At 73.4% G+C, this 13,363-nt stretch carries 11 protein-coding genes; 4 read left to right on the top strand and 7 right to left on the bottom strand.

What is annotated here, in order from left to right; all coding sequences use genetic code 11:
• Positions 1–42 precede the first annotated feature (42 nt).
• A complete protein-coding gene (locus CRP49_RS40335; RefSeq protein WP_097258342.1) occupies positions 43–1,011 on the top strand; it encodes an aldo/keto reductase in 969 nt (322 codons plus the stop codon).
• A gap of 3 nt (positions 1,012–1,014) precedes the next feature.
• Here CRP49_RS40335 and CRP49_RS40330 read toward each other — a convergent pair whose 3' ends face one another.
• Complete coding sequence (locus CRP49_RS40330; RefSeq protein ID WP_097258341.1) at positions 1,015–1,824, bottom strand: phytanoyl-CoA dioxygenase family protein; 810 nt, start codon at positions 1,822–1,824, stop codon at positions 1,015–1,017.
• Between the two features lie 70 nt (positions 1,825–1,894).
• Between CRP49_RS40330 and CRP49_RS40325 the strand changes: the two genes are divergently transcribed.
• Both CRP49_RS40325 and CRP49_RS40320 read left to right on the top strand, forming a co-directional pair.
• Positions 1,895–2,785 (top strand): helix-turn-helix domain-containing protein, encoded by an 891-nt coding sequence (locus tag CRP49_RS40325; RefSeq protein ID WP_097258340.1) that lies wholly within the window; start codon positions 1,895–1,897, stop codon positions 2,783–2,785.
• 235 nt (positions 2,786–3,020) lie between these two features.
• Positions 3,021–4,826 carry an RICIN domain-containing protein gene (locus CRP49_RS40320; RefSeq protein WP_097258339.1) on the top strand — a complete coding sequence of 602 codons (1,806 nt, stop codon included), beginning with the start codon at positions 3,021–3,023 and terminating at the stop codon, positions 4,824–4,826.
• Positions 4,827–4,853: 27 nt separating this feature from the next.
• On the opposite strand, the gene CRP49_RS40315 is transcribed toward CRP49_RS40320, so the two are convergent.
• The 5 genes from CRP49_RS40315 to CRP49_RS40295 form a co-directional block, all read right to left on the bottom strand.
• Positions 4,854–5,348 (bottom strand): universal stress protein, encoded by a 495-nt coding sequence (locus CRP49_RS40315; protein WP_097258338.1) that lies wholly within the window; start codon positions 5,346–5,348, stop codon positions 4,854–4,856.
• A gap of 31 nt (positions 5,349–5,379) precedes the next feature.
• Positions 5,380–6,633, bottom strand: coding sequence for an SLC13 family permease (locus CRP49_RS40310; protein ID WP_097258337.1), 1,254 nt, complete (start codon positions 6,631–6,633; stop codon positions 5,380–5,382).
• 61 nt (positions 6,634–6,694) lie between these two features.
• Positions 6,695–7,936 (bottom strand): hypothetical protein, encoded by a 1,242-nt coding sequence (locus CRP49_RS40305; RefSeq protein WP_179851998.1) that lies wholly within the window; start codon positions 7,934–7,936, stop codon positions 6,695–6,697.
• A gap of 191 nt (positions 7,937–8,127) precedes the next feature.
• A complete protein-coding gene (locus tag CRP49_RS40300) occupies positions 8,128–8,808 on the bottom strand; it encodes a DUF4232 domain-containing protein (protein ID WP_097258335.1) in 681 nt (226 codons plus the stop codon).
• A 158-nt stretch (positions 8,809–8,966) separates the two neighbouring features.
• A complete protein-coding gene (locus CRP49_RS40295; RefSeq protein WP_097258334.1) occupies positions 8,967–10,355 on the bottom strand; it encodes a serine/threonine-protein kinase in 1,389 nt (462 codons plus the stop codon).
• Positions 10,356–10,402: 47 nt separating this feature from the next.
• On the opposite strand from CRP49_RS40295, the gene CRP49_RS40290 reads away from it, so the two are divergent.
• On the top strand, positions 10,403–10,951 hold the full coding sequence (locus CRP49_RS40290) for an RNA polymerase sigma factor (RefSeq protein WP_097258333.1): 549 nt from the start codon (positions 10,403–10,405) through the stop codon (positions 10,949–10,951).
• A 4-nt stretch (positions 10,952–10,955) separates the two neighbouring features.
• Here CRP49_RS40290 and CRP49_RS40285 read toward each other — a convergent pair whose 3' ends face one another.
• Complete coding sequence (locus CRP49_RS40285; RefSeq protein WP_097258332.1) at positions 10,956–13,337, bottom strand: SpoIIE family protein phosphatase; 2,382 nt, start codon at positions 13,335–13,337, stop codon at positions 10,956–10,958.
• Positions 13,338–13,363 lie beyond the last annotated feature (26 nt).

The following is a 13,363-nucleotide window of genomic DNA, read 5'->3' as shown; positions in this document are numbered from 1 at the left end:
GCTCCTGAGAGACCATCGCCCCGGAAGGCAGGAGCAGCAACGATGCAGTACGTGAAGCTCGGTTCGACGGGCCTGGACGTGTCACGGATCTGTCTGGGCTGCATGACCTACGGCCTGCCCGACCGCGGTGTCCACGAGTGGACCCTCGACGAGGAGGCGTCCCGGCCGCTGATCCGGCAGGCGCTGGAGGCGGGCGTCACCTTCTTCGACACCGCCAACGTCTACTCCGACGGCACCAGCGAGGAGATCGTCGGCAAGGCCCTGCGCGACTTCGCCGACCGGGACGAGATCGTGCTGGCCACCAAGGTGCACGGCCGGATGCGGCCGGGCCCCAACGGGGCCGGGCTGTCCCGCAAGGCCATCATGTCCGAGCTCGACCACAGCCTGCGCCGCCTCGGCACCGACTACGTCGACCTCTACCAGATCCACCGCTACGACCACGCCACTCCGATCGAGGAGACGATGGAGGCGCTGCACGACGTGGTCAAGGCGGGCAAGGTGCGCTACATCGGGGCGAGTTCGATGTACGCCTGGGAGTTCTCCAAGGCCCAGTACACGGCCGAGCGCAACGGCTGGACGAAGTTCGTCTCCATGCAGAACCACTACAACCTCCTCTACCGCGAGGAGGAGCGGGAGATGCTGCCGCTCTGCGCGGACCAGGGCGTCGGCGTGCTGCCCTGGAGCCCGCTCGCCCGCGGCCGGCTCACCCGCGACTGGGGCACCGTCACCGAGCGCAGCGCCCAGGACAACTTCGGCAGCCGCCTCTACCTGGAGAGCGACCGCTCCATCGTCGAGGCCGTCACCCGCATCGCCGCCGACCGCGGTGTCCCGCGCGCCCAGGTCGCCCTCGCCTGGCTGCTGCACCAGGACACGGTGGCCGCACCGATCGTCGGCGCGGCCAAGCCGCAACATATCGAGGACGCGGTGGCCGCCGTCGAACTGGAGTTGAGCGACAAGGAGATCGAGGAGCTGCAGGAGCCCTACACGGCGCGCGCGATCAGCGGTCACTGACCCTCAATGGGGTCCGTGCGGTGCGAACTCCGTGCCGCACGGGCCGGCACCCTCGCTCTCGGGCAGCGGGACGCGCGCACCGGACATGGTCAGCGTCCGGTAGTAGCCGCCGATGCGCTCGGCGGATCGGCCCACGTAGTGCCCGATGAAGGAGCGCCGGAACCGGTCGGCGCTGAGGTTGGGTCCCGAGCCGTGCACCAGGCTGCCGTTGAAGAACAGGACGTCGCCCGGTGCCATGTCCACGGGCACCGGTGTCAGACCGGGCGGCGGCGGGACGTACTCGCGGGCGAACGACACCTCCTCGTCCGCCACTTCGGGACAGAACAGGTCCATCCGGTGCGTGCCCGGGACGACTTCGAGGCCGCCGTTGTCCCGGCCGATGAAGTCGCAGGCGACCCACGCGGCCACACAGGTGCCCGGCTCGACCCGCAGATAGAAGTTGTCCTGGTGCAGCGCCTGGCCCCGGGCGCCCGGCGGCTTGAAGTAGAACATGCTCTGCGCGGCCAGCACCTCCTCGCCGAACAGCACCTCCAAGACCGCCCGCAGCCGGGCGTCCAGCAGGAACTCCCGCGCCTGCGCGCTGATCTCGTGCGGCTGCATCACCCGGGGATGCCTGCGCAGCGGGTCGGGGTCCGCGGGCCGCGGCTCGAAGTGCCCGGGGACCGGCCCGGCCGCGTGCAGCGCCGCGAAGCCGTCGCGCAGCCGCTCGATCTCGTCGTACCCGAACAGTCCGCGTACGACGGTGAAGCCCGCCTCCTCGAACTGCTGCCGGAGTGCGTCGGGCAGGATGGCGTCGATGTCCGTGGCTGTCATGTGTCCGCTCCTCGGTCCGGTGGCCGCTTGCCCGCCACGCTAGGCCGACGCGCTCCCGGGGAGGATGCCCATGCATGCTGACGGACTGCCCGGGACTGCTGCGGACGACCCGTCCCCGCCGCCGGGCCTGGTGGTGACCGGACGCTACGACCAGGGGCCGGGTTACGGCGTCAGCCGGCCGCACGGGTCGGACAGCTGGCTGTTCACCTTCACCACGGCCGGGCGCGGCACGATCCGGCAGGGCGGCGCCCGTGCCGAGGCGGTCGCCGGGCATCTGGTGGTGCTCGCCCCGGGTGTGGCCCACCGCTATGCCGTGGCGCCCGGTGCCCCGCACTGGCGGTTCTGGTGGGCGCACTGCCAGGCCCGCCCGTCCTGGGCGCCCTGGCTCGGCCCGTACGCCGTGGCCGACGGCCTGTACGTCGTCGCACCCGTCCCCACAACCCTGCACGACCGCGTCGAGGCCGCGTTCGGCCGGATGCTCGCCGACGCCCGCCGGCCCGCGCCGGGCGCACCGCCCGAGGAGGACCCGGTGGCCGTGGCCCACGGCAGCCTGGCGCGGGAGCTGGCCCTGTGCGCGCTGGAGGAGGCCGTGCTGCTCGCCGTCTCCGGCGCCCGTGCACCGGCACCCGAGCCGGGCGACGACGCCCGCGTGCGCCACGCCGAGGAGCTGATCGCCGCCGACCCCGGTGCCCCGCACACCGTCCGCTCGCTCGCCGAGAGCGTGGCGCTCTCCCCGTCCCGGTTCGCCCACCTGTTCACCCTGCGGACCGGCAGGCCACCCATGCGTGCCCTGCGGGAGGCCCGGCTGCGGCACGCGGCCCGGCTGCTGGAGGCCACCGACCTGACGGTGGAGCGGGTGGCGGCGGCGTCCGGATTCCCGAGCCCCTTCCACTTCAGCCGTGTCTTCCGCGCGCGTTACGGAGTGCCGCCGGGCGCCTATCGGGCAGGCGAACGGCCGTAATGCACTGCAAAGTTCAAAAGTGAAGAGATCTCTTGTTCCGTGGTGCCGGCTGTGCAAAAGTGTGCGCTGTCGGCGTGCAGACAATCACATTTCCCGCTGCTGCATGCACCAGGCCGCTCCCGTACGCCCCCCACGCTTCAAAAGAGCTGCCCAAGGCGGACGTTAGAGATGCCGAATCCCGTCCATACCGATTGGTATGGACTAATTCCCGTGTCGCGTCTGGAGGAATGCAGCCGTGAATGACGCAGGCCCGTCGGACGAGCAACTGAGCGCCGAACTGAAGAAGTGGACGGGAACGACACCCGCGCTCCAACCGGTCGGAGAACTCCTGGACCGGCACTGGGAAGCGGCCTTCGCCTACGCCCGGTTGTGCACCGACGGAGCGCGCGCCGCCGGCATGCTCACCACGGCCGCCTTCACCCGGCTGTTCGGCCAGTCCCTCAGGCAGGCGGGCCCGTCCGCCGCCTGGCGCCCCCACCTGCTGGTCACCGTCCGCCGGATCGCGGCCGAGTGGGACGGCGACGGCCGCCAGGAACTCCTCCACCCCGCCCTGGGGCCGGACACCGGCAGCGGGGAGCGCGCGGCCGCCCGGTTGCTCCCGCCGTCCGGCCGGCGCCTGCTGTCCCGCGCGTTCCAGCGGCTGCCCCAGGCCGCCCGCGCGGTGCTGTGGCACGTCGAGGTCGAGTCCGAACCCCTCGCCGTCCCTGCCGCGCTGCTCGGCCTGGACGAGGAGGAGACCCGGATCGAACTGCGCCGCGCCCGCGAACGGCTGCGCGAGGAGTGCCTCCAGGCCCACCGCGAACTCGCCCCCGAGGCCGAGTGCCAACGCTACCTGCGCATGCTGGACGTGACCTTCCGCCGCGGCGGCGCCGACGTGGACCCGGATCTGCAGCAGCACCTGGCCGGCTGCCGGCACTGCAGCCAGACCGCAGACCAGCTGGCCCGGTTCAACGCGGGGCTCGGCCTCGCACTCGCCGAGGCGGTCCTCGGCTGGGGCGCCCACGCCTACATGGAGTCCCGGGCGGCCCGCACCGAGGAGACCCCCGCCCCGGCACCGCCTCCGGCCCCCGCCGCCCCCTCGGGCGGCGAGTCCTTCACCCCCACGGCACCCACGCTCGCCACCCCTGCCCCCGCCCCTGCCACCACGCCCGTCCCCTCCCGCCGTTCAGCGCACCGGGCGGCTCGCCGTGCCCGTCGGCGTAACCTCGCCGTGGCCGTCGTCACCGTCAGCGGTCTGGTCGTCCTCCCGCTGGTCCTGTGGTCGGTGCTCGGCTCGGGCGACGACCCGGCCCCGGCCTCCAGCGGCACGCCCTCCCGGACGCCGGGCAAGGACTCCGCGACGCCGGGTCCGTCCTGGGCCGGTGCGAGCGGCACCACCCAGGGCGCGCTGCGCGGCCGGCTGCACAACCTCGCCTCGGGTCTGTGCGTGGGCGTCGTCGGCGAGAAGGCCGTCAAGGGTGCGGAGACCGAACTCACCGCCTGCTCCTCGGAGGCGAGCCAGCAGTGGTCGTACGAGACCGACGGACTGCTGCGCAACGCCTCCGCCCCCCAGCTGTGCCTCGACTCCCACCTCGGCTACTCGGTCCGGCTGGCCCCTTGCTCGGCCACCGGGAAGGCCGCCAAGGACATCCGCTACGACTTCACGCTCCAGGGCGCCCTGGTACCCCGCTCGGACCAGGACCTGGCGCTGACCCCCGCAGCGACCGACGGCTCCGGCGCGCTCGTCCTCAAGAACCGCGCCGCGAACTCGGCCCAGCGCTGGACCGTCGACACCGCCAAGCCGGACCTGCAGATGGAAGTCGTCAACTGGGACGCGGACAACACCCCCGCGCCGTCCTCGCCGGCGAAGGCCACCCCCAAGGCCTCGAAGACCCCGTCCCCGACCCCCACCCCGACGGCATCCAAGTCCAGCCCGACGCCGTCGCGTTCCCCCAGCCCCGACTTCTGCGCGGCATACCCGGACTACTGCGACTGGGGCGGCGGCGGGGGCGGCTACGGGGGCGGTGGCTACGGCGGCGGTACGGGGGGCCGCCACCGCTGAGCGTCGGTCGGCCGGGAGCGGTGCGGCTCAGTGGTGATGGTGCGGCGGCGGGGGAGGGATCGTCCCGAGGGGCGGGGCCGGTTCGGGCCACACCAGCAGGACCGGGCAGGGCGCGTGGTCGACGGCGAACCGGACGGCCGGGCCCAGGCTGTGCGGCCCGAGCCGGGAACGGTCGCCGTCCCGGGCCAGCACCAGCAGATCGGCCCCGTCGGCCGCGGCCACCACCTCCCGCTCGACCCGCCCCGTCCGCTCCTCGCGGGCACACGGACGCCCCAGCCGCACGGCCGCCGCATCCAGGAGTTCGGCCGCCGAAGTGCCGCCGAGCGCCTCCAGGCGGCTGCCCGGATCGCGTTCGGGATGGCCCCGGCCGAGGAGCCCGGCGTACGCGCCGTGCGCCACCCCGGGCACGTCCGGCCCGGTCACATGCAGCAGCACCACCTCGGAGGCGTGCGGGGCGTGGGTGCGTACGGCGTCCACGCAGGCGGGCCAGGTGCCCTCGACGAGCCAGGCGATCACACGCATCCGGCCGGCCTCCCTCGGCTCTCGGAACCCCTCAGAGAATCTGCAGCGACCCCCACAGTGCCACCACCGACACGGCCAGCGCGGAGGGCACGGCGAACAGGCCGAGCCGGGTGAACTCCCGGAGGTCCACCCCGTGCTCGTGCTGGTGCACGATCCGGCGCCACAGCAGGGTGGCGAGCGACCCGGCATAGGTCAGGTTCGGGCCGATGTTCACCCCGAGCAGGACCGCGAGTACCGCGCCGGAACCGGTGGGAGCGGCGAGCGGCAGCAGCACCAGCACCGCGGGCAGGTTGTTGATGACGTTCGCGAGGACGGCGGCCAGCGCGGCGGTCCCGAGCAGCGCGGGCAGCCCCGTGCCGCCGGGCAGGACGTGCCTGAGCGCGTCCGCCAGCCCGTTGTCGACAACCGCGCGCACCACGATGCCCAGCGCCAGCACGAACGCCAGGAAGGCCGGCGCCGCCGCACGGACGACGGTGACAGGAGTCGCCTTCCCCCGCACCAGCGCCCGGCCGGCCAGCACCAGCGCCCCCGCGGCGGCCACCCACGCGGGGTCCACCCCGAACGCCGACGCCACCACGAACCCCGCCAGCGTGCAGGCCACGGTCACCAGCGCGAACAGCGGCAGCCGCGGCGCCTCACCGGTGTCCCGGCCCGCCGGGGCCGCCGCGGTGAGGTCATGGGCGAAGAACCGACGGAACACCAGGTACTCGACGCCGATCGCCGCCAGCCACGGCAGCGCCATCAGCACCGCGAACCGGGTGAAGGTCAGCCCGCTCGCCGCGAAGGCGAGCAGGTTCGTCAGGTTGGAGACGGGCAGCAGCAGCGACGCCGTGTTCGACAGATGCGTGCAGGCGTACACGTGCGGCTTCGGCCGTACGCCCGTCCGCGCGGCCGTCGCGAAGACGACCGGGGTGAGCAGCACGATCGTGGCGTCCAGGCTGAGCACCGCCGTGATCGCCGACGCCAGCGCGAACACCGCCGTCAGCAGGCGCACCGGGCGGCCCGCCGCCCAGCGCGCCATCCAGGCCCCGCACGCCTGGAACAGCCCCTCCACATCGCAGAAATGGGCGAGCACCAGCACGGCCGCCAGGAACCCCACCACCGGCCCGAGCCGTTCGGCCTCGGCCCGGGCGTGGTCCAGCGAGATCGCCCCGGTGGCGATCGCGATCCCGGCGGCCGGGACGGCCAGCACCGCCTCCGGCCAGCCGAAGGGCCGTACGACCGCCCAGGCGAGTACGGCGACGAGCAGCACGGCGGACAGGGCTTCGGCGAGTGGGGTGTTCAGGGCGGGTCCTCGGGATCGATCTGATGGTGCCCGCCCATGAAAGCAAACGCCGGAGTACCGATTACGACGAGTGGGTGCCCGCCGCGCCCAGGAACTCGTCCCAGCCGCCGACCGGAGCCTGGCCCGGCACCAGCGTGCGCAGCTTGCGCAGTACCGCCGGGTCCTGCGCCTCCAGCCAGGCCACGAGCTGCTTGAAGGACACGAACCGTACGTCGTCGTGCTCCGCCATCCGGCCGATCGCCTCCTCGACGGCGTCCATGTAGATGCCGCCGTTCCAGCGTTCGAAGTGGTTGCCGATGAAGAAGGGGGCGCGGTTGGTGTCGTACGCGCGCTGGAACCCGGCCAGGTAGGTGTCTCTGGCCTGGGCGCGCCAGGCGTCGAACCGGGTGCGATCCCCGAGGGGGTTCCCGCTGGACTGGTTGAACATCATGTTGTAGTCCATCGACAGCACTTGGAAGGAGTGGCCGGTGAAGGGTATGGACTGCAGCGGGAAGTCCCAGATGCGGCCGCCCTGCACCTTGCCCGGCCAGATCTGCAGCCCGCCCGGGGAGCTGGCGTCGTACTTCCAGCCGAGCGCGGCCGCGGTGGGGAGCAGGTTGGTCTGGCCCTCCAGGCAGGGGGTGCGGCCGCCGATCAGCTCCTTGCGGTAGTCGAACGGCAGCGGTTCGAGGTCGGAGAAGCCGGTGTTCGTCTTCCACTTGGTGACGAAGTCGACGGCCTGCTCGATCTCGCTGCGCCACTCGGCGGGCGACCAGTTGCGCACCCCGGTCGCGCCGCAGAAGTGCCCGTTGAAGTGGGTGCCGATCTCGTGGCCCTCCAGCCAGGCGGCCCGCACCTGCTGGATGGTGGCGTGGATGTGCCGGTCGGCGAGGTAGCCGATGTCGGACGCGCCGACCGCGTGCTGCGGCGGGCGGTACAGCTCCTTCTTGGACTCCGGCAGCGTGTAGATGCCGCTGAGGAAGAAGGTCATCTTGGCGCCGTGGTCGGACGCCACCTTGCGGAACCGGGAGAACAGCTGGTTGCTCAGCTCGCCCGCGCCGTCCCAGGAGAACACCACGAACTGCGGGGGCTTCTGGCCCGGCTTCAGCCGGACCGGCTTCGGCTGGTGCGGCTGTGCGCCGGTGTCGGCGGTGGACCCGTCGCCGATGAGCTTGACCGGCCGGGCCTGCTTGGTGCCCTTGCCGTACTCCGGGTCCTTCCCGCCGACGGACAGCCCGCCGGCGGTGGAGCAGGCGGACAGCGCCCCGAGGGCGCCCGCGGCCGCCCCCGCCGTCAGCACACGCCTGCGTGAAATGCCGCTCATGTTCTTCCCCGGTTTTCTCGTCGCGGCTCCCTGCGGAGCCTTCTCGCTGTGCGGTCGACGGGTTCGATGAGGGGTCCCCGGGGAAAGATCGCGGCATCCGGGACGTGTTGCCGTCCTGTGACACTTGTGGCGCGCTCATGACGAACCCCGCTGCCCGGGAGCGGACAGCGGGGTTTTGGAGGTGGCTTCGGTCAGGCGCCGGTGCCGGAGTTGAAGACGGTCAGGAAGACGGAGGAGGAGTTCCCGGAGACCGGGACCGCACCGGCCGTCCATGCCACCTTCAGCGGGTCCCGCTCGTCCGGCGGGGTGACCACCAGCGCGGCCGGCGTGGCCGTGTTCGCGCCGCTGATCTCCGGGTTGGAGAAGGTCAGGCCCGCCCAGGCGCTCGCTCCGGGCCGCAGCGTCACCGTCACCGGCGAGCCCTCGGACCGCTTGGGGTCCGGGCCGAGCTGGGCACCGGAGGCGTTCACGAAGGCCGCGCCCGGATAGCCGCGCAGGGTGCAGGTCCGGGCGGACTTGTTGGTCAGCACGATGGGGAAGTTCTCCTGGCCGGCACCCGGGTCGTTACGGCCGACGGAGGCGCGCAGCTCGGAGGTGTGGCAGCGGGTGCCGGCGCTCTCGGTCGTGGTGCCGGAGGAGGTGGCCGTGCCCGGGGCGGCGGACGACGTTCCGCCGTTGGGTGCGGAGGCGGTGGCGGACGTGCCGGAGGAGGGCGAGTCGTTCGCGGTCTCGGTCGCCGGACCGGCCGTGCCCGGCACCGTCTGGGGTGTGGAGTGGATGTCGTGGCTGCCGCAGGCGGTCAGGAGGCCCAGTGCGGCCACCGCACCCGCGAGCAGGATCCCGCGCTGCGATGACCGGGATGAGTACGCCATGTCGCTCAACACTCCTGGATGGTCACGGCACGCGGCTCACGCGTGCCTTCGGCGCCGGGTGCGCCGTCATCACACTCCGATGCCCGGGCCACCGGAAAAGTTCGGGCCTCGCGGGGTTCTTTTCCCCGATTTGACCGGTGCCGACCTCGAACGTCGGGTCAGGTGACGCGCAGGGAGCGGAGGATGGCGTCGGTCGCGTCGCCGCCGCCCTGCTGGCGCACCTGTACATATACCTGCGGCCGGGCGGAGCCGTCCGCCGGGCCGAGCGCGGACTCGGTGACGGTGCCGCCGTCCGGGCAGGCGTTCCAGGTCCGGATCAGGCCTTTCCACCGGGCGTCGGTGAAGGTGCGGCTGCCGGAGTCGTGGCAGCCGGAGTGGGCGAGGGCGTTCACCCGGGCGGTGACGTCGCCGTGCTCGCTGACCCCGAGGAACACGCCGTCGACCGTGGTCTTCAGGTCGGCCCAGTGCGCCAGGTCGTCGGCGACCACCAGACCCGGCTCGTGCCCCGCCGGCAGCCCGAGCGCCCGCGGATCCCAGCCGGAGTCGCGCACCTGCCGGGCCCAGCCGGCCGGCACCTGCACGGTGACCCGGCCGGTGGAGTCCTTGACCGTGGTCTCCTCGGCGGCATGGGGCCGCTGGAGCACCAGCGTGACGGTGACGGCGGCGGCCCCGGCGGCGAGTACCGCGGCCAGTACCAGCGTCCCGGTGCCGAGCCGGCCCCGGACGCGGTCGAGCCGCCGGCCCGTGCGCACGCCGGAGGCCGCCGCCAGCCGCTCCAGTTCGTCCGCGAACACGTGCGCTGCCGGCCAGCGCCGCTCCCGGTCCGGCTCCATGGCACGCAGCAGCGCCCGCTCGACGTCCTCGCCGAGGTCCGGGCGCAGCCGCCGGGGCGGCACGACCTTCCCCGGCGGCCCCGGCACGGTCCCGGTGACCAGCTCGTAGCCCACCGCGCCCAGGCTGTAGACGTCGGCGCGCGCGTCGATGCCCTCCCCGGGCTCGGCCTGTTCCGGCGGCTGATAGCCCGCCGAGCCCGCCGCGAGCGTGAGCACCGAGGCCTGCGCGAGGCTCTTGGCCAGGCCCAGGTCGGCCAGCAGCAGCCGCCGCTCGCCGTCCGGGGCGGTGTGCAGCAGCACGTTGGTCGGCTTGATGTCACGGTGCACGATGCCCGCCTCGTGCAGCGCTGCGGCGCTCCGCGCGGCCTGCGCGGTCAGCAGCAGCGCCCGGGGCACCGGCAGCGGGCCGTCCGCCAGCAGATCGGCGAGGGTGCCGCCGTCGGCGTACTGCATCACGAAGTACGGCCTGCCGTCCGGCAGTTCACCGATGTCGTAGACCTGGACGACCCGGCTGGAGCCGGCCCGGCGCAGCAGCCGGGCCTCGGACAGGAAGCGCTCCCGGATGTCGAGCCGGTGGGCCCAGTTCTCGGCGAGGACCTTCACCGCGACCAGGGCGGCCAGCTCGTCGTCGTGAGCGAGCCACACCGTGGCGAAGGCGCCGGTGCCCAGGGGTCGTTCGAGGCGGTAGCGGCCGATCCGCTCCAGGGAGTGCATACGACTATCATGCCTGCCCTGAGATCGACTCCGAGGGGGACCCTGACGTGCAGGATGGGGTGACGGCCGAAGACCTCGCCCGGCGTGCCGCGGCGGGCGACCGAGCGGCCCTGGACCGGCTGCTGACCGAGCTGCGGCCCGAGGTGGTGCGCCGCTGCGGGCGCTTCCTGCCGTGCCGGGAGGACGCCGAGGAGGCCGCCCAGGACGTGCTGCTCCAGGTGGCCCGGCACATCTCCGCCTTCGAGGGCCGCAGCCGCTTCAGCACCTGGCTGTACACGGTCGTCGCCAACTGCTGCCGGCAGAAGTACCGCGAGCTGAAGCGGCGGGCGGCCGAGCAGCCCGCGGCCATCGAGCCCGCCGAGCACATCGACCCGCGCACCACCAGTGTCATCGCGGGCTCCCGGATCGATCTGCTGGAGGCCCTGGACCGGCTGGAGCGCGAGTATCCGCACCTGGTCGCGCCCCTGGTCTACCGGGACATCTGCCAGCTGGAGTACGCCGAGGTCGCCGAGCGCATCGGCATCCCCCTCGGCACCCTCAAGTCCCGGCTGCACGAGGCCCGCAAACAGGTCCGGCCCTGGCTGCGGGGCTACTGAACCTCTACTGGTCCTCCTCCAGCAGCGACAGCTCCGCCCAGATCGTCTTGCCCTCCGCGGTGTGCCTGCTGCCCCAGCGCTGGGTGAGCTGGGCGACCAGCAGCAGCCCGCGGCCGCCCTCGTCGAAGATCTTGGCGCGCCTGAGGTGCGGGGCGGTGTGGCTGGTGTCGGACACCTCGACGATCAGCGTGGCGGCGTCGTGGATCAGCCTGAGCCGTATCGGGTGGGCGCCGTACCGGATGGCGTTGGTGACCAGCTCGCTCACCACCAGCTCCGTCGTGAACCCGATCTCGCTCAGCGACCAGCGCTCCAGCTGGTCCACGACCTGCTTGCGGACCGGTGCGACCAGCGCCGGATCGGCGGGGATGTCCCAGGTGGCCACCTGGGAGGGGGCCAGCCCCCGGGTGCGGGCCAGCAGCAGCGCCACGTCGTCGTTGGTGCCGCCCGGCGGCAGCAGGGCGTGCAGGATGTGGTCGCAGGTCTCGTCCAGGGAGTCCGCGTAGCCCCGCAGCGCCTGGAACAGCTGCTGCCGGCCGGAGTCCCCGGCGCGCTCCCGGGACACCACCAGACCGTCCGTGTACAGGGCGAGGACGGTGCCCTCGGGCAGCCCCACCTCGGCCGACTCGAACGGCAGCCCGCCCAGGCCCAGCGGGGGACCGGCGGGCAGGTCCAGCTGGTGGGGCTCGCCGCCCGGCTTCAGCACCACCGGCGGCGGATGCCCGGCCCGGGCCAGCGTGCAGCGCCGCGACACCGGGTCGTAGACGGCGTACAGACAGGTGGCGCCGACCTCGCCGGGGCTGCCCTCGCCGCCGGACTCCTCCGACAGCCGGACCACCAGGTCGTCGAGGTGGGTGAGCAGTTCGTCCGGGGCCAGGTCGATGTCGGCGAGGGTGCGTACGGCGGTACGCAGCCGGCCCATGGTGGCCGAGGCCTGGATGCCGTGCCCGACGACGTCCCCGACGACCATCGCGACCCGCATCCCGGACAGCGGGATCACGTCGAACCAGTCGCCGCCCACCCCGTGCCGGGCCGCCGGCAGATAGCGGGAGGATGCGTCCAGGGCGGCCGTGCGCGGGAGCGTGCGGGGCAGCAGGCTGCGCTGCAGGGCGAGGGCGGTCTCGCGCTCGCGGGAGTAGCGCCGGGCGTTGTCGATGCAGACGGCGGCCCGGGCGGTGATCTCCTCGGCCAGCAGCATGTCGTCGTCGGTGAACGGGTCCGGGCGCCGGTGCCGGGTGAGGACCGCGACCCCGAGGGTCAGCCCGCGCGCCTGGATCGGCACGGACATCGAGGCGTGGATGCCGAACTCCCGCACCCGCTCGCCCCGCACCCTGCTCCAGGTCAGCCACTGGTCCATGTCGCCCGCGGCCACCGTTCTGCGGATGGTGTGGCCGGCGGTCAGCGAGTCGGCCTGCGGGGAGAAGTCCGGGTACACGTCGAGCTGCCCGGGCCGGGCGACCGCCTCCGGGATGTCCCTGAAGATCGACTGGTGGGCGACCCGGCGCAGGTTCACCGGGGCCGTGATGCTGGCCGGGGGCTCGCCGCCGTACTCCTGCGGGTCCAGCAGGTCGATGGTGACGAAGTCGGCGAGCGCGGGCACGCACACGTCCGCCAGCTCCTGCGCCGTACGGGTGACGTCGAGCGTGGAGCCGATGCGCACGCTGGCCTCGTTCACCAGCTGCAGCCGCTGCCGGGCCCGCTGGATGTCGGTGACGTCGTGCGCGGCCAGGCACACGCCCCGTACCCGCCCCTCGGCGTCGGTGACCGGCGCCAGCCGGGCCAGCCAGGCGTGCGCGCGCTCCTCGCCGCCGGTGCGCAGATAGGTCTGGACGTCCAGCGGCCGCCCGGTGGTGAGCACCTGGAGCAGGCTCTGCTCCAGCTCCTCGCCCTGCGGCTCGCTGCTGATCTCCGCCAGCCTGAGGCCGCGCACCCGGTCCTCGGGCAGGCCCGCGATCTCGGCCATGGCCGCGTTCATCCGGCGCAGCCGCAGCTCGTCGTCGTACACGGCGACGGCGCACGGTGACTGGATCAGGCCCGCCACGGCCAGCGGATCGTCCGCCGTGGGCGGCTCCCCGCCGGTCAGCGGGCTCACCACCAGCCAGCCGTCGCCGTGGCCGTCCCGCGCCGGCCGGCGGTGGGCGAGCAGCCAGACGGAGACCGTACGGCCGTCCCGGTGGCGCAATCCGACGGTCCCCTCCCAGCGCCTGCCGGAAGGCGCGGGCAGAAGGCCGTCCCCGGCCAGCAGCCGGGCCGCGGGGCGGCCCACGACGTCGTCGGCAGGGTGGCCGAGCAGCCGCCGCGCGCCCTCGTTCCACTCCACCAGCGTTCCGTCGCCGTCGATGACAGCCCGGGCCGTTGCCGCATCGTCGAACGGATAGACCCGGCTCATCGTCGCCGCTCCCAAGCGCACACTCA

The sequence above is a fragment of the Streptomyces sp. Ag109_G2-15 genome, assembly GCF_900215565.1.
Taxonomy (GTDB): Bacteria; Actinomycetota; Actinomycetes; order Streptomycetales; family Streptomycetaceae; genus Streptomyces; species Streptomyces diastatochromogenes.
The sequence above is the reverse complement of the archived record's forward strand: the minus strand, read 5'-3'. Positions and strand labels throughout refer to the sequence as shown.